The organism is Acinetobacter sp. YH12226 (genome assembly GCF_013417805.1).
Classification (GTDB): Bacteria; Pseudomonadota; Gammaproteobacteria; order Pseudomonadales; family Moraxellaceae; genus Acinetobacter.
Genome location: NZ_VPDG01000009.1, coordinates 24,672 through 48,409, shown reverse-complemented (window position 1 = coordinate 48,409; position 23,738 = coordinate 24,672). Strand labels below are relative to the sequence as shown.

Genomic DNA, 23,738 nt, shown 5'->3' with positions numbered 1-23,738 from the left:
AATGTGCTTTAAATTTTCCTGCATAGCCTATTGAGCAGTATTTGCATTTATCTCTTGTTGAAAGGATTTATTTTTAATGACCAGTTCAGAAATTATGGCTGATCTTTCTACCTTAACGCCCATGATGCAGCAATACATGTCGGTGAAAATGCAGCATCCGCATTCTTTGATGTTTTATCGTATGGGTGATTTTTATGAACTGTTCTTTGAAGATGCACACAAGGCAGCCAAGATTTTAGGCATTACCCTGACCCATCGTGGTAAAGTCAATGGTCAGCCGATTCCTATGGCGGGCGTGCCTTATCATGCAGCCGAGGGCTATCTGGCACGTCTGGTCAAAAAAGGCGAAACCGTGGTGATCTGCGAGCAGATCGGCGAGGTTACTGGGAAAGGACCGGTTGAGCGTGGTGTAGTTCGGATTATTACGCCGGGCACCCTGACCGATGATGCCATGCTGGGTGCACATCAAAGCTCGAATCTGGTGGCTTTATGTATTCAGCAGAGTCAGATTGGCATTGCACTTCTCGATCTCAGCGCTGGCTTATTTAAAGTACAGCAGCAGGATTATGATCTTAACCAGCTCATGATTGAACTGGCACGTTTGATGCCAAGCGAAATTCTGCTGGATGAAAATATCGCTGATCCGACATTGACCGAACAACTCAAACAGCAACTGGATATCTCGGTCACCAAACGTCCAAATGTTGATTTCAACCTGAATAATGCACAAAAAACCTTATGTGACCAGTTTGCCGTCAGCACGCTTTCAGGTTTCGGAATTGATCATTTACCTTTGGCTAAAGCAGCCGCAGCGGCACTGATTCACTACGCCAAAGAAACCCAGAAAACTGCGTTACCGCATATCCGCACGATTCAGCTAGAACAGAGTTCAGATTTTATTGCTTTGGATCCGGTGACACGCCGTAATCTTGAACTGATTGAGCCTTTATTTGAACATGGAACATCCTTATTTCAGCTGATCAATGATTGCCAGACTGCCATGGGGGGGCGCTTGCTCAGTCGCACCCTGATGCAACCTTTACGCGATACAGCCTTGCTGGATGAGCGCCTGGATGCCATTCAAGCCCTGCTGCAAGGTTTCCACGAAGTACCTGTACGTTTGGTACTAAAAGAAATTAGCGATATTGAACGCGTGCTGAGCCGTATTGCACTTGGCAGTGCCCGTCCACGTGATCTGGTGCAATTGCGACAGGCCTGCGCGCAAATTCCATTTTTACGCCATGCCCTGCAACCGATTGTCAGTCAGCAACAGTCCAAACTTTTAGTACAACTCAATGAAGAACTCGGCGACTTCCATGATCTACATCAACGTCTGATGTCCGCCATTGTGGAAAATCCACCCGTCCTGCTTCGTGATGGTAATGTCATTGCAGAAGGTTTTGACAGTGAACTCGATGAACTACGTCAGATTCGTGATCATGCCAGCCAGTTCCTGATTGATCTGGAAATTAAAGAGCGTGAACAAAGCGGCATTCCGGGACTGAAAATTGGCTACAACCGCGTCAGTGGCTATTATATTGAACTGACCCGCGCACAGGCTGAACAGGCACCCGAGCACTATATTCGTAGGCAAACCCTGAAAAATGCCGAACGCTACATCACACCTGAACTGAAAGCATTTGAAGACAAAGTCTTATCAAGCGAATCGCGTGCCTTGGCCCGTGAAAAAATGCTGTTTGAAATGCTGCTGGATGAACTGCGTCAGGATATCGGCAGTTTACAGATGATGAGCAGCGCCATTGCCCAGATTGATCTGATTGCTAATTTTGCCCATCAGGCGCGTTTACGCAACTGGTCGCGTCCAAAATTCAGCCCGGAAGTCGGCGTCAGTATTACTGCCGGTCGACATCCGGTGGTAGAAGCCCTGAGTAAAACCGCCTTTACGCCGAACGATACGCGACTGGATTTTTCCCATCGGATGGCGATTATTACCGGTCCGAATATGGGCGGTAAATCGACCTTTATGCGCCAGACTGCATTGATTGTATTACTGGCTTATTGTGGTGCCTATGTTCCGGCACAAGCTGCAACCTTAGGTCCGGTTGACCGTGTCTTTACCCGTATTGGTTCTGCCGATGATTTATCGACCGGCAAATCAACCTTTATGGTGGAAATGACCGAAACCTCGCAAATCCTGCATCATGCCACCAGCCAGTCTTTGGTACTCATGGATGAAGTTGGCCGTGGAACCAGTACCTATGATGGCTTGTCTTTGGCTTGGGCCTGTGTGCTGGATCTGACCAAACGCATTCAATGTTTATGTCTATTTGCTACCCATTATTTCGAACTGACTGAACTGGATAAGGAAAGTGGCATTAATAACTACCATGTCACGGCCAAAGAGCTGAATGGTAATCTGATTTTATTGCATAAGGTGCAACATGGCCCGGCCAGTCAAAGTCATGGCTTGCAAGTCGCGAAATTGGCAGGCATTCCGGCTGCGGTGATTAAAGAAGCGCAAAACCGCTTAAAGATTCTGGAAAAACAGCATCAGGCCAAGCCACTGAGCCCGCAGCATGATCTGTTTGCAATGCCTGAAGTTATGGAGCCTATAGAACGTATCATCGAAATTGAGAAAGAATCGCCTGCACTGGACTTACTTGAAGATATCGATGTAGACAGTTTGACGCCACGGGAAGCCTTGCAGCAGTTATATGCGCTCAAAGACCTGATCAAACAGCCAAGTTAATTCTCGGCCCTCGACCTCATCTGGCATAGGGTCGATGTCCTGAACATACCGATGAATGCTGTAATTCATCGGTATGCGACCTTTTTTCAAATTTAACAGCCCTATATATAACAAATATCAATAAAAGGAATTGTTAGTTCCCCCTGTTTTTGCCTAAAATACAGCATTCGTAATTAGAACCATATTTTTTAGGTAGCTGTCGCCATGACCTTCGTTGTCACTGAAAATTGTATTAAATGTAAATATCAAGACTGTGTTGAAGTTTGCCCTGTAGACTGTTTCTATGAAGGTCCTAACTTCCTTGTGATTAACCCGGACGAATGTATCGACTGTGCGTTATGCGAACCTGAATGCCCGGCAAATGCAATTTTCTCTGAAGACGAATTACCAGAAGGTCAGGAAGTCTTTATTGAACTGAATGCTGACCTGTCACAAAAATGGCCAAATATCACACAAATTGGTGACCAGCCAGCAGACCGTGAAGAATGGAATGGCAAAGCAGACAAATTACAATACCTTGAAAAGTAATTAGTTTAAACTTTAAAAGATCAGCAAATGCTGATCTTTTTTATACTCAACGCACACATTTCATTGCAATATTCTCCAAATTTCTCCCTATATTTAGTCTAAAATAGCGCTATTTTGTAAATATCTGATTTCTATAAATGAAGAACTTGTTAAAGGGATTATTGAGTCTTTGCATAATTCCTCTTGTTTTTGTGGGCTGTACCACGACCACAAAACAACCTGGACAGGCCACCACACCTGCTGGAAAACGGATTTACATTCCACAAGAACGTGTTCAATACGATCGTAAAGCCCACCCAAAAACTGTGCCTTATGTGTATACCCACTGGGTATCGGCACTGGATAATTTGTCACGCGTGCGTGAATATGAGGTTTTTCTGGAACGTCATGGGGTTGGCAATATCATTCCGAGTTTCGAATTGATGCGTACTGCACGTGATTGGGCCAAGTGTGGCCGTTCCCAATACATGATTCCAAGCCGTGAATTATGGGCCAATCAGATCCCAACTTTAAAAGTCTTTAAATATCTGGTTGCAGCCAATGTACTGACTGATTTTGAAGTCACGTCAGTCTATCGTGACCTGCCTTTAAACCAGTGTGCCGGTGGTGCCAACTCTTCACGCCATCTGTACAACTCTGCCATCGATTTCCGGATTGGGCCTGAATATCCGCAGGCACAAGATTATAGCTATATTGAAAATACCAAGTTCAAATTGTGTCAGTTCTGGGTACAGCATGGTCAAAGTCTGAATATGGGACTTGGCATGTATGCTTCAGGCCAAATCCACATCGATACCCAAGGTTATCGCACCTGGGGACCGAGTTTAGGCCGTAATTCCTCGATGTGTAATTACTAAGTCATGACAACCACTCTACAAAGTTCATTCAGGACATTGTAGAGCCTAAAAAATCATCACCTATAGAACAATAAATTGCGCTCTGCCGCGAAAAGTTTAAAATGCACGCATCGCAATCGAGGTGCTAAGACTATGCAACAAATGTGGACAGACATTGATCACTACATTGATTCACATTTAATTCCTGAAGACCCCATTCTGAATCAAACTCTTGAGAATACCGCAGCGCACGGTTTTCCTGATCATCTGGCTGTAGCACCAAATCAAGGCATGTTGTTGCAGATGCTAATCCAGATGAACCAGTGTAAACGTGTACTGGAACTCGGCACATTTGCAGCATATAGCACCATGTGGCTGGCACGTGCCTTGCCGGATGATGGCTATATCCTGACGATTGAAGGACGTGATACCCATGCGGCAATGGGTCAGGAAAATATTGATCGCGCGCAGCTTAAACAGACCGTTGAACTGAAATGCGGCCGTGCAGCAGATGTGCTTAAAGCCCTGCCTGAAGATACTAAAGCTTTCGATTTCATCTTTATTGATGCAGACAAACAGAGTTATCCAGAATATCTGGAACTCAGTTTAAACCTGTCCCACTCAGGTACGCTTATTTTTCTAGACAATGTGATTCGTGCTGGCGAGATCATTAATCCGGACAATAATAAACCAAGTATTGAAGGCATTCGTGACATGTTTAAAGCGCTTCAAAATCATCCACGTATCTTGTCATGCACTGCTTTACAAACGGTTGGCAGCAAAGGACATGATGGTTTTGCACTCGCGATTGTGAAATAAAACAAGAAGAACAAAAATCACCCAATGACATATTTATTATAAATAACATTAACTTATAAATATTAACCACAGAGTTATCCACAATATATGAGGATAACTCTGGTCATTTTTAAATCAAGCTGTAACAATTTACGATTAGACTTCGCGCTTGGCTATTTTATGCAATCCTTACTTCGCAACCAGTAAAGGTACTTTGGAATTCCGGAAAATCGTGGTCGCAATACTGCCCAAAAAGAACTGGTGAATTTTACTGTGACTAAATGCACCCAACACGATCAGTTGAATCCTGAGTTCCTGTTGATAGGTCAAAATATTTTCTGCGACATCGCCATAGCGGTATTGTGGCACCACATCTAAACCGGCCTGATTTAAATATTGCAAAGGTTCATTTAGAATTTCAGCATGATCACCGATATATAACAGATGACATTGCAATAAGCGCAGCAGATCACTTTCCGCAATCCGTTTCATCATCTTGATACAGGTCGGTGAATATTCATAGGCGAAAATAAATCGTGTCGGCGGCTTAAACTGTTCTCCGACCGTCATCACGGTACAGTTTGCCCCACGAATAAAATTTTCCACATTGGTACCAATCGGTTTGTTTTTTTCAGCGGAGCGTTCACCGAGTAATCCAATCACTGCGATATCATCAGGCTGCAGGATCTGAAAGCTTTGTTCCAGAAAATCACCCTTTTCCTGAATATGGGTGGTTTGAATGCCGTGTTCTGCCAGAATCCGCTCCGAAATGTGTTGCAGCAGGTTATTGCTATAATCCAGCGCGATTTCACTTTGTTTTTGTTCAAGCTCAGCCAGTTCTTTCAGTAACATGGCATTACTTTCAAAGCCAATCACTCCGCTGATTTCCCCCAGATGATAACTGGCCGGGTAATAATCCAAAACCTGTAACAGAACCAGTTCACGGCCAGTCTGTTTGGCAATCCATGCCGCCGCGTCTGCCAGCGCGTTTATACATGGCGATGAGTCGATGCAGGCGATGACACGTTTCATGTTTAGCCTCTCTTCTATTTATGATAAAAATTTCTTAGTTATTTTTAACTTAGCATAAGCATTCAAAAATGTGCAGCGAAATCTGTAAGGCTTGACTTGAAATATGTTAACTTTTATGTGAACAAATATAGATCAACATATCGATCTATCTTCTGAGTCAGGCTGTTGCATCAAGCAATTGACCTCCAAAAGCTTATTCACGATAGCGAATGAATTGGGCCGGATTACCGGCAACAATCGCACGCTCCTCGACATCCTTAGTCACAATACTGTTCATTCCCACCACGGCCTGATCTGCGATTTTAATTCCGTCCTTGATACCGACATGCGCACCGAGCCACACATCCCGTCCGATCTCGATGCCTTGCGAACGTACCGGCTGCTGATAAATTGGCTGCTCGGGATCCATGCCGTGATCAAAGGCATAAAGATGACAATAAGCGGCGATACGCACCTGATCATGCAGTTTAATCCCCACCCGACCGCCATCCAGAATACAGTGATGATTAATCGCCACTTCATTCCCAATGTCGAGTGGACCATGCAAGGTGCAATCTGCGGCAATAAAGGTATTATCACCGATGATGATTTTGCGCCCCGGCTCGGCGAAGATATGTGCCAGTGGTGAAATAAAACAGTTTTCACCAATCTCGATGGTTTCCATCTCCATCAGATAAGCCTGATATTCCTTTTGCCATGCTTCTGCCCAACCGCGATTTTTTGGCTTTAAGGACCAGTACAGCCAAGGCATATAGTTCAGGCGATGTTTATGCTGCTCACGATATTTCAGTAATGGATCTACGTCAGTCATCTGTCGCTTCTTCTATGATTTTGAGCTGTTCCCGGCCGCGGGTCACATCTTGAATTTTTAAGGCAAAAGGTTGAATTTGATGTAACTGAAATAAGGCACTGACCTGTACTCCTTCAGCTGTATATTCTTCCTGATAATCGATTTGCTGCTGATTCAATTCATACTGAAAGATGGCCCATTCATTGAATTGACAGGAAAATTGCACCTTCTTCTTTTCAATCAGTTCAATTTTTTCTGCCAACAACAAACATTGTCCAGCGCAACCGCCATAGGCACGTACCAAGCCCCCTGTTCCCAGCTTGATCCCGCCATACCAGCGATTGACCAGTACCAGCACATTGGTCAGCTCATTGCCTTCAATGGTCGCCAGAATCGGGCGTCCCGCTGTGCCTGAAGGTTCACCATCATCATTAAAGCGTACCTGATGGCCAATTTTCCAGGCCCAGCATTGATGCGTGGTGCTTGGATCACGATAAGTTTCCAGAAAATCTTTGACGTCCTGCTCATTCTCAACAGGGGTGGCAAAGGCCTGAAAGCGGCTTTTTTTGATGTCTTCCTCAAAACTGACCAGGCTGGCAATGGTAAATGGCATAACTTCAGGCTTTAAACTCTCACTGCTGCAGTATACCCGCTTTGCACAGACAAATAAAAAGCCTCTCCACGGAGAGGCCTGATTTTGATCGATTGTTTTACTCAATTGCTTGGCAAATATTACCGTTCACGCAAGGCTTCTTTGGCTTTATTAAATGGCTTGATCAGATAATCCATCACGGTTTTTGAACCAGTACGAATATCCACGGTGGCCACCATCCCTGGAGTAATATTGAACTCCTGCCCGGCATTATTGCTGAGCTTGTCGCTATCGGTACGGATATACACCCGATAATAAAATTGATCCTGCTTGACTTCATCACGCAAGGTATCCGGTGAAATCATCGCAACTTTACCATTCAACCCACCATAGATCGAATAATCATAAGCTGTAATTTTAACCAATGCTTCCTGATCAGGGCGAATAAAGGCAATATCACGCGGCGAGATTCGTGCTTCAACCAGTAATTTTTCATCCAGTGGCACGATGGTCATCAACTTGCCATTTTGTGGAATCACGCCGCCCAGCGTCATCACATCAATCTCTTTGACTACACCGCGAACCGGTGATTTAAAAACAGTTCGGCTCAAAGTATCCGACTTGCCACGTACCACCTGTTGCTGGGTTTCTACATCAGTATTGGCTTTGGACAATTCTTCCCGCGCATTCACATAATATTGATTACGGATATCATTCATCTGATTACGCAGGTCATTGGCTTCACGTTTTAGACGCAACACTTCAACTTCACTGGCTGCCCCTTTGGCGACCAAGGGAGCGGTCATTTCCAGTTCTTGCTGCACCAGTAACAAAGCCTGTTCCAGGCCTGCAACAGATTCTTGCAAATTGGCTCGACGCGACTGATACAGGGCCGTTTCTTCTTTAACCAATTTGGGGTATTTCAACACTTCTTCAGGAAAGACCAACGGTGCGCCGGTGACTTCCGCACGTAAACGGGCTGAAGTGGCACGTGACGACACCAGCAAGGATTCTGATTCACCGACATTGGATTCAAAGCGGGTCGGATCAAGCTGGGCCAATACTTGCCCACGCTCGACAATTTCACCTTCTTTGACGTTGAGTGTGGTCAGAATACCGCCATCCAGAGACTGAATCACCTGCTCTTTGGATGATGGAATTATTTTCCCGGTACCGGTAGACACTTCTTCCAATTTGAATAACCAGGCCCAGCTCAGCAATACCAATAGGCCAATGCCGATAATCCAGATGATGACACTTGATTTCGGTAAGGGCGGTTCCTGAAAGCTGACCTTGCTGGAACGTTTTAGTTGCTGTAGTTCACTCATGCTCTTGCTCCTACAACCCGCTTATTACCACCCTGCGACTGATTCAGGATCTGATCCCGTGGCCCATCCATCACAATCTTGCCATCATTGACCACCAGAATACGATCCACCAGTTCCAATACCGCACGGCGATGGGTCGCAACGATCATCGTACGATGGGTTAAATAACCTTTAAGATGATCAATCAACTGTTTTTCTGACACATCATCAATGGCAGCGGTCGGTTCATCCAGTAGCAAAATTTTTGGTTGACGGATCAATAACCGTGCCAATAACAAGGCTTGACGCTGCCCACCAGAAAAGCCGACACCACCCTCTAAAATGATATGATCCAGTCCTTCTTTTTTCTCCTGTACAAATCCCAGTGCACCGGTAATTTGTAAGGCTTCCAGAATTTGCTGATCGGTGGCCAAAGGTGCACCCAAAGTCAGGTTTTCACGAATTGAACCATAAAATAACTGCGAGTTCTGATTTAGCAAACTCATATCACGCCGCACATCTGACGGATCAATCAGGGTCAGATCAATACCATCCAGCTTGACCTTGCCCTGTAACGGTGTCTGCATCCCAGACAAAAGCTGTAACAAGGTCGATTTTCCTGCACCATTACGGCCCAGAATCGCGATTTTCTCCCCCGGCTTGATTTCCAGCTTGGGAATCATCAAACTCGGTTTCGGATCATCATCGCCATATTTAAACACCACACCGTTGAGCTCATAATGCCCATCCAGTGCCGGACGATGAATCAGGTGCGAATAGTCCGGCTGATCCACCGGTTTTTTCATCAATTCATCCAGACCGGATTTCGCTACTTTGGCCTGCTGCAAGCGACCCAGTACGCCCGTAATTTTTGAAATTGGTGCCAGCATGCGTGAAGATAGAATCGAACAGGCCACCAGTGCGCCTGTGGTCATGTCACCCTCCATCACCGCAAAAGCCCCGACCAAGACTACAATTGCAAAGGTCAGTCCCTGAATTTTTTGGGTCCAGGCGGTCATCAAGCCGACAATTTTACGTTGCTGCATGCTGACATCGGCTGACACTTCATTCATATGATTCCACTGATTCTGGAAACGCGTTTCAGCTCTTAACAGCTTGATGTCTTCAATTCCTTGTACAGCTTCTACCAGCAAGGCATTGCGGATGGCAGATTCACGCATCCCCAACTGGGCCAGCTGTGCCAGTTTTTTCTGCGCCAGAATCCCTGGAAGAATCATTAAGGGCACAACGAGTAACATGACCCAGAACAGATTGCCACCGATCACCCAGAAGATGCCTAAGAACAGGAAGAAAAATGGCAGATCGGCAATGGCCGTAACTGTGGTTGAAGTCACCAGCTCGCGGACGCCTTCCAGCTCGCGAATTTGTGAAATAAAAGTTCCTGTCGATTTGGAACGTTCGCTGTTTTTAATCCGTAATGAATGACCAAATACCCGGTCAGAAATTTTTAAATCCGCGCGTTTACCAATAATGTCTGAAAGATAAATACGGGATACCCGTAATACAAACTCAAAAATCGCAGCGATCAGTACACCACCTGCCAACACCCATAACGTCGGAATGGATTGTGATGGAATGACACGGTCATAGACATTCATCGAGAAGACTATCGTGGCCAATGCCAGAATATTGGCAATTAAAGACGCAAACATCACATCGATATAGCGCTTCCAGTCATTCAGGACAATCGACCAGAACCAGTTTTTCTCAAAGGGTTTGATATATTCATCCACCCGCGCATCTGGAACTGAAGATTCAGGACGCAGCACATAAAGATGCTTTATGCCAACCTCTAACGGCTCAACTGTAAAGCTTTGAGATAAACCTTCATCACCACTGAGCTGTATGCTGACATTGCCCTGTGTATCGATGCGTTCAATCACGCCCACATCACCACTATCGAATTCAACCATTAAAGGTAAACGCCATGGATTCAGCAGGCTGCGCTCAAATTTATTTTTACGGAGATTTAAACCCATCTGACGACTGACAATCTTGAGCATGTCATCAATGTCATGATGCTGATTCCAGTCCAGTTGCAGGCGAATCCGCTCCTCAGAAGGTTCGATCCGGTAATGCCTGGCAATATTTAAAACTGCATGAAGCCAAGGTTGATAATTTATTATTGTAGTACTCATGGCTGAACTTCAAACCCCTGAATAGAAATACTGTTAAGCGCATAAATATCCCGTGTACGGCCCGTGACCTGAATGTACTGTACGATCGCCGAATAAATATCATAGCGTGCCGATTCAATTTCCTGCGCGGCACTATGAATGGCTTGCTCTGCATTCAGCAAATCCACCACGGTTCGGGTACCCAATTTATATTGTTCTTGATACAGCTCTTTGGTGCGTATCGTGGTTGCGCGGCGCTGGGATAAAACCCCCATTTGTTTTTGTTTATTTTCAATTTGCTCGCGGATCAAGCGCACCTGATCTAGCACATCCAGATAGACCGTATTAACCTGTGCGCGTGCAGCTTCTTCGGCATAGCTTGCGGCACGGGTCTGTGAACGTGTTGCACCACCCTGATACAAATTACTGCTGGCTTCAATCATGACTGAATTATAGAAGCCATCATCTTCATTATTATTTGGATTCCGTCCATTCATCGCCTGACTTAGACTACCTTTAACACTAATGGTCGGATAAGGGCTTAGCCGCGCCTGATCTTTTTGCAAACGGGCAACATTGACCCCGGCATGGGCCAGAATCATGTTCGGAATCTGGGTAAATTCCGGATCCTGATAAAGATCGGCCTGTGCCACAATACGATCAGGAATATCCCATTCAACAGTGGATACATCAAATCCTAGCAAGGTACGCAAGCGTTGTTGATATTGTCTGAGTTGGGTCCGCTGTACAATCAGATTCGATTGCGCTGCTTCCAGATTGGACTGCGCCTGAATCGGGTCGGCCTGACTGCTGATCCCGGCACGGGCATGTAAATTGGCAACTTCTGCAATCCGTCCAATACCCTGAATCTGCTGCTGGGCAATCTGGGTAATTTGTTGATAGCGTTTGATATTCACTATTGCATCTGCTACTTCAAATACGATCTGATCCAGACTGCCCAGCACCCTTCGGATAACTACGGATAATAACCCGATCTCCCTATATCAATATTCGCGGCCTGCGCAGATAATGTCAAAATACTCTAGGGGATTTCAGGACATCGCTGCACTGCGCGGTGTACGGCTCCCACCAGATTCATTTTTTGTGGAATACCAGCTGTGATCGTAGGATTTAAAGTTGGCTGTCCTGACTGTGAACGAGTAATCTGTGGCAGCTCAGCTTCTTTTGATGTATCTAATGAATAATGACCGAGCGAGGTAATATCAATGGTATGCGCTGACCGTGTCGGCTTGGGTACAATCAGCTGACCCAAGCCATTCTTGAGATTGGTAAAATAATGAGATGAACTTTCTGCATGCGCCAAAGACACAAATAAAGGCAAAAGAAGAAGTATCAATCCCCTTCTTTTTTGATCTGTTTTCCCCTGATTTTTTTTAAAGTGTTCTGCCCTAAATCGCATAATTATGTAATGTTTCTTGTTTTAGTCTAACCATATATCAAATCCCTTTAAAAGAAATCTTTTTCACTTTGATTTGATCAAAAAAAAACCTGCATCCGACAACTGGCGTCTGATGCAGGGTTTTATATAAAGCAGGATTATTTAAACAGTGAAATCATCACCTAGATAAACTTTTCTCACGGTCTCATTCGCCAGGATTTCTTCTGGTGTACCTTCAGCAAGCAATGCGCCTTCACTGACAATATAAGCATGCTCACAAATCGCCAGGGTTTCACGCACGTTATGATCGGTAATCAGCACCCCAATTCCGCGATCTTTCAAGGTTGTAATAATATCCTTAATATCTCCGACCGAAATCGGATCGACGCCGGCAAAAGGCTCGTCAAGTAGCATAAATTTTGGATCAGCAGCGAGTGCACGCGCAATCTCGGCACGACGTCGCTCCCCACCGGATACACTCATACCCAAAGAATCTTTAATATGAGTGATTTTAAAGTCTGCCAATAACTCCGCCAGACGTTGCTGACGTTGTGCCTTGGTCATATCTTTACGGGTTTCCAGAATCGCCATAATATTTTCTGAAATCGTCAGTTTTCGGAAAATCGAAGCTTCCTGCGGCAAATAACCAATTCCCTTACGTGCCCGTTCATGCATTGCAAGGTCGGAAAGATCCAGATCATCCAGATAGATTTCCCCCTTATCCATCCGCACCAGACCGACAACCATATAAAAGCTTGTGGTTTTTCCGGCGCCATTTGGTCCCAGCAACCCAACAATCTGGCCACTTTCCATGCTGAACGACACATCTTTCACTACCCAGCGTTTATTATAATTTTTCGCCAGATGCTTAATGGTTAAGGTTTCAACCTGCTGCGATTGCTCCATTAATCACGCGCTCCTGGAAAGGATGTTGAACTAGAAGGTGGAATCACGATTTGTACACGGCCAGAGGATGAACCGGTTTTGTTTGGTGTTCCGGTGGCTTCGATATCGCCTTTGTTCATGCTGTATTTTAAAGTTGCACCACGAATACTGGCACCGTCCTGTTGCAGGAAGGCATTACCTGACAAGGTAATAATCCCGGTTTCAGCATTATAGACAATTTTCTGCGCCTGACCTTTGGCAAGACCTTTGGCCGGATCCACTTTTTGCTGGAACTGTGCCGGGCTGCCAGTAGCCGTAATCAGGCTGATCTGGCGCTTATTGTTCAGATTGGCCACAATCGAATTGGCTTGCAGCTTCATGGTGCCCTGTTCAATGATAACGTTGCCCGAATACGTCGTCACACCCGTCCGCTCATTGAAAGTCGCCCGGTCAGCCAGCAAAGTGATTGGCTGGTTACGGTCAGATGGCAGTGCAAAAGCAGCGATTGAACCGAGTCCAACCACAGTCGCCAGCGTCATACGCTTCAGGAAAGTGTGCATCATTTTGGCTTTAGGAGTTTGGTTCATACTTTCCTCGAATATTAAAGAATTCGTATTGACCATCATTAAGATTGGCTTTAAGACCCTGGCTGACGAATTCAGCCTGTGGAGATTCCACAATCACTGTCTTGTCTGTTTCAATTTCACGTGTTTTCGGAAAAGCGGTCAGTTCTTCAGTACGGAACCGCATTTTCCCATTTTGCATGATTTTGGTGGCGAGCACTTCTTGAGAAAGTACAACTTTTGTATTGTCATCATAACCATGCGCCATTTTGGCAAAGAAAGTCGCATCGACTTTACCATTGCCATAAGTCGATGCTCGCAGATTTTCCAGCTTTGAGGTTTCTAGCTGCAGGTTCTGCTCGAGTCGGTCCACTTGGGCACGAACCGACACCTGACCTGCTTCATCTGTCTGGGTTAAGTTAATATTTTGAGCGGAATAGGTCATGCTGCGCGCAGAGTCTGCCTGCAACTTGTTGCCCTTGCCGCTGTAATAGTAATAACCACCACTTATTGCGGCAATAATCACGGCCGTAATATATAAAACTTTAGTATCCATAAGCGGTGTACTTAATCCAAAAGATATGACTTATTAATAAGGCGCACGAGTATATTTTTCAAGTAACTCTTGGTACATGCCTTTGGACATTAACAACATATCGCAGATTTCACGCACCGCACCACGTCCACCCTGTGCCTGAGTCACGAGATCGGCACGGCGGCGAACTTCGACATGACCATTAGGTACGGTCACTTTCATGCCGGCAATGGCGAACGCAGACAAATCAGGCCAGTCATCGCCCATATACAGGCAATCTTCAGGATCAATGTTAAGCTGTGCACAGGCTTCACGAAGTGCTGTACCTTTGTCTTCACGGCCCTGATAGACCAGATCAACACCCAGATCCGACATACGCTTTTCTACGATATTGCTTTTACGTCCGGTGATAATAATCACCTTGATTCCTGCTTGTTGAACCAGTTTCATGCCCAGACCATCACGAATATCAAAGGATTTGATCTCATCGCCAGTATTGGTCAGCGTTACAAAGCCATCACTTAAAATACCATCTACATCAAGCACCAGTGCTGCAATATGACGTGCCTGCTCTAATAATACATAAGATGCCATTTATTAATTTACCCCAGCCTGAATCAGGTCATGCATACTAATCACGCCAATGACTTTATTGGCATCATCAACAACTACAAATTGATTAATTTTATGTTCATTCATACGTTCCAGTGCGACCACTGCACGTGCTTCCTGAGAAATGGTCAACGGATTTTTGGTCATCACGTCCTGAATAGCCAGATTGACATCAAAACCTTGCTGCTTATCAATCAAGCGACGCAAGTCACCATCGGTAAAAATCCCCAGCAACACATCATTTTCATCGACGACTGTGGTTAAGCCCAAGCGCTTGTTGGAAATTTCGTACAATACTTTATTCATGGCGGTATCAGGCGAGACTTTCGGCAAATCGGCTCCAGTACGCATCAGATGCTTCACATGCAATAACAGACGCTTACCCAGCGCACCTGCAGGATGTGAGCGTGCAAAATCATCCGAGGTAAAGCCGCGAGCATCCAGTAAAGCCACCGCTAAAGCATCACCCAAAGCCAATGTTGCCGTCGTTGACGATGTCGGCGCTAAACCCAGTGGACAAGCCTCCTGAATATTACCCAGCGTCAAAGCCACATCAGCATTTTGTGGCATTGGACCACGATCATCACCACTGATGGTAATCAGCGGAATTTCCAGATGTTTGATGAGTGGCATCAGCATCATGATTTCATCACTCTTGCCCGAGTTTGAAATTGCAATCAGCACATCACCAGCCACCAGCATCCCTAAGTCACCATGACCGGCTTCACCTGGATGCATAAAGAATGAGGGAGTTCCGGTCGAAGCAAAGGTCGCCGCCATTTTACGGCCAATATGACCTGACTTGCCCATTCCGGTAATCACCAGACGGCCAGTACACTGTAGAATAATTTCACATGCCCGGCTAAAACGGTCATCAATCTGTGTTGCTAAAATCTGTAGTGCATTTTCTTCGATGCGCAGTGTTTCAAGTGCGACTTTCTGGAAATCTAGTTGATTCGCTGTTTTTTGTGGATTCAAAGCCTGTTTACCTACGCTAAGGACAGAGAAAAACTCTGGTTTGATGGGCATAATTTTCGCAATTTTAGCATAGCTATGCAATTGTAAGCTTTCTAAATATAGAAGATTCGACGGATTTTTAATATATTCAGATTGTATTCAACTTGCACAATCTGGTATCTCCACTTCTACATTCGCTTCATTTTTGACGCTGTAAAAGGCGCTTGTTTTTATTTTTTAGGGGAACGCGCTTACGCTATCCAAAATAGGTTTGGTTCAAATCAGACCAGACTCATTCAAATATAATTTAATCATACTGGCAAACACTACCTCTGAAAATGTAAGCTCAATATCGCTATTTCACTTCCTGAACCTCTTCTTTCTAAATCACTCTCGTTGCCTAACTATCCTAAATAACTGAGGCTTTTTGCGCTTTTATCTTTATGAATAATTATGCTTAGGTTAAGATGATTCATCCTTTTATTTGAAGTCTTTTGAACAGCTATGCAACCATTTGTTCTATATAACTCAGAGCAACGCAAAAAAGTAGAATTCGTACCTCGTGTTGAAGGTCAAATTGATCTGTATGTCTGTGGTATGACGGTTTATGACTACTGTCATATTGGACATGCACGTACAGTGGTTGCATTTGACTATATTATCCGTTTCCTGCGTAGCCAAGGCTGGAAAGTCAAATATGTGCGTAATATTACGGATATTGACGACAAAATTATTAAACGTGCCAATGAAAATGGCGAAAGTATCTCAGAGCTAACCAGCCGCTTTATTGATGCGATGAATGAGGATTTTGCCAAACTGGGCTGCCTTGCACCTGATGTAGCACCTAAAGCCACAGATTACATCGATCAGATGCAGGATATGATCAGCAACCTGGTCGACAAAGGTACGGCTTATCCATCCAATAATGGTGATGTCTACTTTGAGGTCGAGAAGTTTGCCAAATATGGTCGTCTTTCTGGCCGTAAACTGGAAGATATGCAAGCGGGTGCGTCTGAACGTGTCGATGTCGAAGTTGAAAAGAAACATCCATTTGACTTTGTACTGTGGAAACATGCCAAGGAAAATGAACCGTCATGGGCTTCCCCTTGGGGTAATGGCCGTCCGGGTTGGCATATTGAATGTTCAGCAATGTCGACCTGCTGCCTAGGCAATCATTTCGATATTCATGGCGGCGGTGCTGATTTGACCTTCCCGCACCATGAAAATGAAATTGCACAATCTGAAGCTTCTACTGGTGAACAGTATGTCAATTACTGGATGCATGCCGGATTTATTAATGTCGATGGCGAGAAAATGTCGAAGTCTTTAGGCAATTTCTTCACTATTCGCGACGTGATTGAAAAATTCCATCCGGAAGTGGTGCGTTATTTCATTGTGTCTTCCCATTATCGTAGCCCGGTGAATTACTCGGATGTTGCCTTAAAAGAAGCAAAAAATACCTTGTCTCGTTTCTACCATTCTTTTAAAACCTATCAGGCGGTTTATGGTGATCATCTGATTGAAACTCTGGATGAGGCTTTGGTTGAGCGTTTCAATGCCGCTATGCGTGATGATTTCAATACGCCTGAAGCGATTGCGGTATTGTTCGAAATCAATAAAGAGCTGAATCGTACCGTGAAAGAAGAAAATGCGGAACAGGCAGCGATCTACTACGCAACTTTACGTCACCTGACCAATATTCTCGGTCTGGTACAGCAAAATGTAGATGAGTTCCTCAAATCTGACATTGGTCAAGAAGCTCTAGGATTGTCACCTGAACAAATTGAAGATTTGATTCAACAGCGTCAGGATGCCAAGAAAGCCAAAGAGTTCGCACGTGCGGATGAGATTCGTCAATCTTTACTTGATCAAGGCGTGGTACTTGAGGATACCCGTCAAGGTACAGTTTGGCGTCGTGCTGATTAATTAATCAAACAGATTTATAGGGAGTTGACACTGCTGTGGAATTCTCTATAATTCACCTCATTGCGGGAATAGCTCAGTTGGTAGAGCATAACCTTGCCAAGGTTGGGGTCGGGAGTTCGAGTCTCCTTTCCCGCTCCAGAATATGAAAAACCCTTATCGAAAGATAAGGGTTTTTTATTGTGTTTGAAAAAAATTTATTAATAAAATGCATATCTCAAATCACTTATTCATCCTCTTTTACCTTGACATTTTTTTGGGTTAGTCATGACAAAGTGCTATTGTAGATAAACTTTAAAACTTTCAATCCCTTTCATAACGATATCGTTTCATGACTTATAAATTGAATGCTCGTCATCTTGTTTTAGACTTACTCTACGCTTCTAAAAACTCCACCCTGTCTATTAAGCGGATATTAACTGCTGCTGAATTATTGGGTATATCTGACAATGGTATCCGTGTCGCTGTAGCCCGATTAAATCAGGAAAATGTCATTCAAGCTGTAGAGCGCGGCGTATATCAATTGCTAGAGAAAAAATTCGATACTTCTTTTATCAGCTTAAACAAACACCCTGATATGCAAACGGCGACCACATGGAACGGAAAATATGTATTGGTCTATACCGGCACTTTGGGACGTGTAGACCGTACTGCCTTATCTAAAAGAGAAAAAGCGCTGCGTTATTATGGTTTTCAGGAACTAGAGCAAAATGTTTTTATTCGTCCCGATAATTTAACGCTAAACCTAAGTCCATTAAAAATAGCTGTAATCCAGTTTGGATTAGATCCTGACGCACGTTTTTTCCAAGTCAGTCAACTGGAAAGTGAAACCGAAGTTCGTGATTTATGGGATATCGAAGAGCTACATCAGACCTATCATGCAGTACAGCGTGATATTAACGACTGGTTTGAAAATTACCAAAATCTGACTTTAGCAGATGCTGCAAAAAGTGCCTTTTATCTAGGTAAATCTGCCCTGTTTAGTTTACGTGCTGATCCTTTGCTTCCTGCAGAATGGATAGACACCGATGCCCGACAACAATTTGAGCTCGCAGTCCGCAAAATAGAAAAACAGGGTCAACTTTTATGGCAACATTATTTTAAAGACCAAGGGGTCTAATTTATTTCTATTTTATACACAAAAATAAATTGACTGTAATATTTCATCCAAATATATTGAATACAGCAATAAGAACTAAATATAGGCAGAAGAATGAACAGCAAGGTCAGTGTCACAGAACTTTTTAGTCGTGATGAAATTAAAGAACTCACCACGACCTCAGACTTGCATGGTGCTTGGGCAGTAGGTTCAACCTGGACCGTAATTGTCATGACCTTTGGCACGGTCGCCTATAGCTGGGAATATTTACCTACGTGGGGGAAAGTCCTGATGTGCGCGCTGGCATTGGCCATTCTTGCTGGACGCCAGCTTGCCATGGCTATTTTGATGCATGATGCCTCGCACCATAGTCTTTTTAAAACCAAATGGTTGAACACTCATTTGACTGACTGGCTCTGTGCACGCCCGATCTGGAATGATGTCGGCAAGTATCGTCCCTATCATCTGAAACATCATGCTAAAACCTCGCAGCCAGATGATCCTGACTTGGGGTTGGTAAAAAATTTCCCCATTACTCAAAGCTCACTATTCAGGAAATTCTTTCGTGATCTGAATGGGCAATCTGGACTTAAGTTCCTTGCAGGTCGAGTATTAATGGATCTTGAATTACTGGAATGGAGTGTTTCCAACGACCCCAAGCCAATTCCGCGTGGTGATCGCAGCAATCTAGAGTTAGCGAAAAACTTGCTGAAAAATAGTTCCGGTATGCTCATCTCAAATGCAGCAATTTTTTCTGCACTGTGGGCCAGCGGACATCCTAAACTATATTTATTATGGCCTCTTGCCTATATCACTCCATTCCCCTTGTTCATCCGCATCCGCGCCATGGCTGAGCATGCGGGCCTAGAAACCAGTCATTCCGCCCTGAGCAATACCCGCACCACCCGTGCAGACTGGCTGGCACGTGCTTTTGTAGCCCCAATTCATGTGAACTATCATATTGAACATCATTTGATGGCCTCTGTTCCGCATCAAAAGCTGGCGAAAATGCATCAGATGTTAAGGGAGCGTCAGTATGTCGATGCTCCGCCAAGTTATCTGGATGTGATTCGCTCACTTTTAAAAAAATAAAAAATATTTCTGCGGTTGAGACTATTCAATTTCAATGTGGATGGCTTTCGGCATGTGAATGCAGATGTGAGGATTGTCCCCGATGTTCTGGTGGGCAGTCTTCCGCTTCAATCTGCAAAGTCATCTCGGTAATATGATGCTCATAGTGAAGCATCTCAAAGGTCTGATGCCGCAGTTTCTGATAATCCACATTCGGCGCAACCAGATGCACAGTCAGCATGACTTTTTTGGAAGTAATTGCCCAAACCTTGAGCTGATGAATGTCCTGAACCCCTTCGAGCGCCAAAAGATCGTGGCGTAATTTTTCAATATCAATTTCATCCGGCACACCCTCAAGCAGAATATTGATGCTCTGTTTCAGCAAAATCCAGGTTCTTGGCAATACCCAAAATCCGATCAATACCGCAATCAGCGTATCCATCCACATCCAGCCAGTCAAATAAATCACTAGTGCTCCAATAATCACGCCTACAGATCCCAGTGCATCACTGAGCACTTCCAGATATGCACCTTTGACATTGAGACTTTCTTGACTGCTGGACACCAGTATTTTCATGGAAATCAGGTTAATGATCAGCCCCAAAACAGCAACAATCATCATGCCAAGGCTCTGGATTTCTGGCGGATAACTCAAACGCTGATAAGCTTCAAACAAAATATAAATCGCAACCACAAACAGCATCACGGCATTAAACAGGGCAGCCAAAATCTCAAAGCGCTGATAACCAAATGTCCGTTTATTGTCTGCCGGTTTTTGCCCAATTTTGATAGCGACTAAAGCGATAGCCAGTGCAGCAGCATCGGTAAACATATGCGCAGCATCAGAAAGTAGGGCCAAACTTTGAGTTAGAAAACCAGCAATCACTTCCACAATTAAAAAAGTCGTGGTTAATGCCAACGCTATTGATAATTTTTTGGCATTTTTTGCAGTCACGGCGACATGACTATGTTCATGATGATGTGAATTCCCCACCGGCCCCTCCCTCCTTCTTATTCAACGAGGACTGTATCCTCAGCATCTTTTCAAGTTTTGTTCTGATTCATATTACGCTTGAATTTTACCTATTTAAGTAGGTTTTTTATGAACTGTTTTATCAGTCGACATTAGATTAAAGTTTTAGCTTTTTCATGTTCTGCCAGCCAGGCCTGTACCGAAGCACGCTTAAAATTACGCTCGACATATTCTATTATTTTCACAGGAAGTTTCACCTGATGGCTCAACAAACGATGCAACATAAAGGCCAGATCAAAGTCTGCAATTGACCAGTGTTCAGTCAACCATATGTCCTCCAGCATATATTCTGCCACATTCACCAAGCGCTGAATTTCTTCAGTGATCGAAGCTGTAAGAGGTATAGACATTTTTGCTAGATGAAATACCGAATCGGAAGGCATCTGCTGGCGGATTTGCATAAAATCGGTTTTGACCAAGGCTTGTATGGCCCGACATTTAGCTCTAGCATAAATTTCCTTAGGATATAAGGCTGGATAATTAGGTGCTGGAAAGGCATCTTCCAAATATTCAGTGATCGCCCATGATTCAAACAGGCTAAAGTTATCTACTATTAAACACGGAACTTTAGCACTTGGACAAATGGCTTGATAAGCCGCAGATTTCTGTTGCTGCTGATCTAAATCAATCACGATTTCCTGAAAATCTAAACCCTTTTCTTTTAAGGCAACATAGACCGACATGGCATAAGGGCTGATTCTATTTTTATCGACATATAAACGTATATTTTGCATATCCTTGATCCTGATGGTCTTGTTATTTTTATTCAGTACGGCAGCCTTACTCTACTCCCTTTCCTATATAAAAGGAAAAATGAACTGCTTCATGTAGCGATCACACGAAAATGTTTACACAGTTGCCGATAGCGCAGCGATGTTCATTATTTTCTATTTTGCACATGATGTGGGGCATAAAGCCTTTTATTTTGCTTTTGATTCACGTTAAATTAAATCATTCTCTTGATATCAAAAAACTATGCTGAACTTAGCCCACCTCTCCGATACCGTGTATGCCATTCAACATTTGGCTTTTGAAGACTTAGGTGCTTGGGAAGATATTTTTTATCAGCTCGGCTTACGTGTGCGTTATTTCGAAGCTGGCATCGATGATCTTACCAAGGCTTTTAAACATCCTGGATTAACAATTATTCTCGGTGGCCCGATTGCAGTCTATGAAACTGAGGATTACCCTTTCTTACAACAAGAAATAGACTTACTTAAAGTTCGACTGGAAAAGAATTTACCGACTTTAGGCATCTGTTTAGGTGCGCAGTTAATTGCTGCTGCATTGAATGCTAAAGTCTATCCCGGAGATGTGAAGGAAATTGGCTGGTCTAAACTCAGTCTTGCTTCTATTGAAAACAATCCACTAAAAGCTCTGGAGGATATTGACGTCCTGCATTGGCATGGTGATACCTTTGACCTACCTGAACAGGTAGAATTACTGGCCAGCTCTGATCTTTATCCAAATCAGGCCTTTCGGGTAGGACAGAATATTCTAGCACTACAATTCCATGCTGAAGTGGCCAGTGAAAGTTTAGAGAAATGGCTGATTGGACATACCTGTGAGTTACGCAAAGCCCAGATCAATATTCCCGCCTTACGGGCGGATCATCAAAGCTATGCGCCCGCGCTTGAACAGGCCGCCAGTTCGGTATTGCTGCATTATTTAGAAAACTTGCAACTTAAATCACCGTAATAAAAAAGCACCCAGTTGGGTGCTTTTTTAATTTGTCATGCTTATTTTTTCGGAGCAGGAACAGAAGCCTCGGTAGTAATGTTCACTGTAATTTTATCGCCCACATTTGGAACATAACCGCCTACCCCAAAGGCTGAACGGTTAAATGAAGTGGTTGCATTGAAACCAATCGTTTGTAATTTGGTCATTGGGTGCACGCCTTGTTTATTTAAAACTGCGTCCAGTACCACAGGTTTAGTGACATCTTTTACGGTTAAGTTACCGGTGATTTTGTATTTGTTTTTGCCTAAAGCCTGAACTTTAGTACTTTTAAAAGTGATATTCGGATATTTGGCAGCATCAAAAAATTCTGCTGTCTTAATATGGTCATCCAGCGCTTTCACATTCGTATTAATGCTTGCAACCGGGATGTTCACATTGACCGAAGAATTCGCAGGTTTTGCATTATCAACATTAATCGTACCCTGGATGTCACTGAAGTTTGCAGATGGTGTAGAGAAACCAAAGTGGCTCCAAGAGAACACCGTTGCTGAATGAGTCGGGTCAATCGTATAGGCCACTGGTTTTGCCATAGAAACTGTTGCTACAGATGCGACCGCCAAGCCTAATGCTAATGTTTTGAAATTCATGTTTTTATCTCACGTTTTGGATGTTATTAAGTGTATAGAATCTGGAACCGTTTACAGCCCTAAAGATAAAACGTTTTGTTGCAGTGATGAAACGATAAAATTGTAAGTTATTTTTTTTAATTTTTGAGCTTTAATCCATACGGTACTGGATGAATCCAGTTTTCTTGGCGACTTTGTTATACAACGCTTGTGCCTGATGATTTGATTCCTGAGTCAGCCAGTAAACCCGGTCGCAATTACGCTGCTGTGCAACCTGATAGACATGTTGAATCAACTTACGCGCCACACCCTTTCCCCGATAGTCAGGATGGGTAAATAGATCCTGCAAATAAGCATATGGTCTTACTGTCCAGCTACTGTTATGTTCGATGACATGCACCATCCCAACGACCTTTCCATCAATCAAGGCCGCAAAACCGTATATTGAATCTAATTCAGAATTGGTTAATTTATCCCAGGTATTTTCACTCACCTCATCCGAAATTTGCGTCTGATAAAAGCGTTGATAGTCTTGCCATAAAAATAGCCATTCCGGCTGTGATATTTGCTCTAGAGATTTGATCTGGATCTGGGGCTGTATATTCATGTTTAACCGCTTCTTTG

General features: G+C 44.0%; 22 protein-coding genes, 1 tRNA gene and 1 pseudogene. 9 read left to right on the top strand and 15 right to left on the bottom strand.

Annotated elements, in window-relative coordinates:
* The first annotated feature begins 76 nt into the window (after positions 1-76).
* From mutS to FTV08_RS10315, 4 genes are all read left to right on the top strand, one after another.
* Entirely contained in the window at positions 77-2,710 is a 2,634-nt protein-coding gene (gene mutS / locus FTV08_RS10330) for a DNA mismatch repair protein MutS (RefSeq protein WP_180087259.1), read from the top strand.
* Between the two features lie 204 nt (positions 2,711-2,914).
* Positions 2,915-3,238, top strand: coding sequence for a ferredoxin FdxA (gene fdxA / locus FTV08_RS10325; RefSeq protein WP_004279936.1), 324 nt, complete (start codon positions 2,915-2,917; stop codon positions 3,236-3,238).
* 137 nt (positions 3,239-3,375) lie between these two features.
* The gene (locus FTV08_RS10320) at positions 3,376-4,095 is read left to right on the top strand and encodes a D-Ala-D-Ala carboxypeptidase family metallohydrolase (RefSeq protein WP_004279938.1); all 720 of its coding nucleotides are present in this window, start codon (positions 3,376-3,378) and stop codon (positions 4,093-4,095) included.
* Between the two features lie 132 nt (positions 4,096-4,227).
* Positions 4,228-4,893 (top strand): O-methyltransferase, encoded by a 666-nt coding sequence (locus tag FTV08_RS10315; RefSeq protein ID WP_180087258.1) that lies wholly within the window; start codon positions 4,228-4,230, stop codon positions 4,891-4,893.
* A gap of 168 nt (positions 4,894-5,061) precedes the next feature.
* Here the strand turns inward: FTV08_RS10315 and FTV08_RS10310 are convergent, their stop codons facing one another.
* From FTV08_RS10310 to FTV08_RS10260, 11 genes and pseudogenes are all read right to left on the bottom strand, one after another.
* Positions 5,062-5,904, bottom strand: a complete 843-nt coding sequence (locus FTV08_RS10310) for a universal stress protein (RefSeq protein WP_180087257.1) — start codon at positions 5,902-5,904, stop codon at positions 5,062-5,064.
* Positions 5,905-6,097: 193 nt separating this feature from the next.
* On the bottom strand, positions 6,098-6,715 hold the full coding sequence (locus FTV08_RS10305; RefSeq protein WP_180087256.1) for a DapH/DapD/GlmU-related protein: 618 nt from the start codon (positions 6,713-6,715) through the stop codon (positions 6,098-6,100).
* The gene (locus FTV08_RS10300; RefSeq protein ID WP_180038569.1) at positions 6,708-7,307 is read right to left on the bottom strand and encodes a YigZ family protein; all 600 of its coding nucleotides are present in this window, start codon (positions 7,305-7,307) and stop codon (positions 6,708-6,710) included. Before FTV08_RS10300 ends, FTV08_RS10305 begins: the two co-directional genes overlap by 8 nt.
* A gap of 119 nt (positions 7,308-7,426) precedes the next feature.
* Positions 7,427-8,614 (bottom strand): HlyD family efflux transporter periplasmic adaptor subunit, encoded by a 1,188-nt coding sequence (locus FTV08_RS10295; protein ID WP_180087255.1) that lies wholly within the window; start codon positions 8,612-8,614, stop codon positions 7,427-7,429.
* Entirely contained in the window at positions 8,611-10,752 is a 2,142-nt protein-coding gene (locus tag FTV08_RS10290) for a type I secretion system permease/ATPase (protein ID WP_180087254.1), read from the bottom strand. Before FTV08_RS10290 ends, FTV08_RS10295 begins: the two co-directional genes overlap by 4 nt.
* A pseudogene (locus FTV08_RS10285) lies at positions 10,749-12,151 on the bottom strand (TolC family protein). The gene FTV08_RS10290 and the pseudogene FTV08_RS10285 overlap by 4 nt, the downstream one beginning before the upstream one ends.
* 141 nt (positions 12,152-12,292) lie before the next feature.
* Positions 12,293-13,036 carry an LPS export ABC transporter ATP-binding protein gene (gene lptB, locus FTV08_RS10280; RefSeq protein ID WP_114540781.1) on the bottom strand — a complete coding sequence of 248 codons (744 nt, stop codon included), beginning with the start codon at positions 13,034-13,036 and terminating at the stop codon, positions 12,293-12,295.
* On the bottom strand, positions 13,036-13,602 hold the full coding sequence (gene lptA, locus FTV08_RS10275) for a lipopolysaccharide transport periplasmic protein LptA (protein ID WP_004646679.1): 567 nt from the start codon (positions 13,600-13,602) through the stop codon (positions 13,036-13,038). Before lptA ends, lptB begins: the two co-directional genes overlap by 1 nt.
* A complete protein-coding gene (gene lptC / locus FTV08_RS10270; protein WP_180087253.1) occupies positions 13,586-14,134 on the bottom strand; it encodes an LPS export ABC transporter periplasmic protein LptC in 549 nt (182 codons plus the stop codon). Before lptC ends, lptA begins: the two co-directional genes overlap by 17 nt.
* Positions 14,135-14,167: 33 nt before the next feature.
* The gene (locus FTV08_RS10265) at positions 14,168-14,707 is read right to left on the bottom strand and encodes an HAD family hydrolase (RefSeq protein WP_004279958.1); all 540 of its coding nucleotides are present in this window, start codon (positions 14,705-14,707) and stop codon (positions 14,168-14,170) included.
* A gap of 3 nt (positions 14,708-14,710) precedes the next feature.
* The gene (locus FTV08_RS10260) at positions 14,711-15,754 is read right to left on the bottom strand and encodes a KpsF/GutQ family sugar-phosphate isomerase (protein ID WP_004279959.1); all 1,044 of its coding nucleotides are present in this window, start codon (positions 15,752-15,754) and stop codon (positions 14,711-14,713) included.
* A gap of 432 nt (positions 15,755-16,186) precedes the next feature.
* Between FTV08_RS10260 and cysS the strand changes: the two genes are divergently transcribed.
* The 4 genes from cysS to FTV08_RS10240 all read left to right on the top strand — a co-directional run bounded on the left by cysS (position 16,187) and on the right by FTV08_RS10240 (position 19,796).
* Positions 16,187-17,608 (top strand): cysteine--tRNA ligase, encoded by a 1,422-nt coding sequence (cysS, locus tag FTV08_RS10255; RefSeq protein WP_180087252.1) that lies wholly within the window; start codon positions 16,187-16,189, stop codon positions 17,606-17,608.
* A 62-nt stretch (positions 17,609-17,670) separates the two neighbouring features.
* Positions 17,671-17,746, top strand: a tRNA-Gly gene (locus FTV08_RS10250).
* Positions 17,747-17,936: 190 nt separating this feature from the next.
* On the top strand, positions 17,937-18,725 hold the full coding sequence (locus tag FTV08_RS10245; RefSeq protein WP_180087251.1) for a PaaX family transcriptional regulator C-terminal domain-containing protein: 789 nt from the start codon (positions 17,937-17,939) through the stop codon (positions 18,723-18,725).
* A 93-nt stretch (positions 18,726-18,818) separates the two neighbouring features.
* The gene (locus FTV08_RS10240) at positions 18,819-19,796 is read left to right on the top strand and encodes a fatty acid desaturase family protein (protein ID WP_180087250.1); all 978 of its coding nucleotides are present in this window, start codon (positions 18,819-18,821) and stop codon (positions 19,794-19,796) included.
* A 31-nt stretch (positions 19,797-19,827) separates the two neighbouring features.
* Here the strand turns inward: FTV08_RS10240 and FTV08_RS10235 are convergent, their stop codons facing one another.
* Together FTV08_RS10235 and yfcF are read right to left on the bottom strand one after the other, a co-directional pair.
* A complete protein-coding gene (locus tag FTV08_RS10235; RefSeq protein ID WP_180087249.1) occupies positions 19,828-20,769 on the bottom strand; it encodes a cation diffusion facilitator family transporter in 942 nt (313 codons plus the stop codon).
* Between the two features lie 131 nt (positions 20,770-20,900).
* On the bottom strand, positions 20,901-21,542 hold the full coding sequence (gene yfcF / locus FTV08_RS10230) for a glutathione transferase (protein ID WP_071851219.1): 642 nt from the start codon (positions 21,540-21,542) through the stop codon (positions 20,901-20,903).
* A 241-nt stretch (positions 21,543-21,783) separates the two neighbouring features.
* Here yfcF and FTV08_RS10225 point away from each other — a divergent pair, with 241 nt between their 5' ends.
* Entirely contained in the window at positions 21,784-22,506 is a 723-nt protein-coding gene (locus FTV08_RS10225; RefSeq protein ID WP_071851216.1) for a glutamine amidotransferase, read from the top strand.
* A 41-nt stretch (positions 22,507-22,547) separates the two neighbouring features.
* On the opposite strand, the gene FTV08_RS10220 is transcribed toward FTV08_RS10225, so the two are convergent.
* Both FTV08_RS10220 and FTV08_RS10215 read right to left on the bottom strand, forming a co-directional pair.
* Complete coding sequence (locus tag FTV08_RS10220) at positions 22,548-23,135, bottom strand: YceI family protein (RefSeq protein WP_004646669.1); 588 nt, start codon at positions 23,133-23,135, stop codon at positions 22,548-22,550.
* Positions 23,136-23,265: 130 nt separating this feature from the next.
* Positions 23,266-23,721, bottom strand: a complete 456-nt coding sequence (locus tag FTV08_RS10215) for a GNAT family N-acetyltransferase (RefSeq protein ID WP_180087248.1) — start codon at positions 23,719-23,721, stop codon at positions 23,266-23,268.
* Positions 23,722-23,738: the final 17 nt, after the last annotated feature.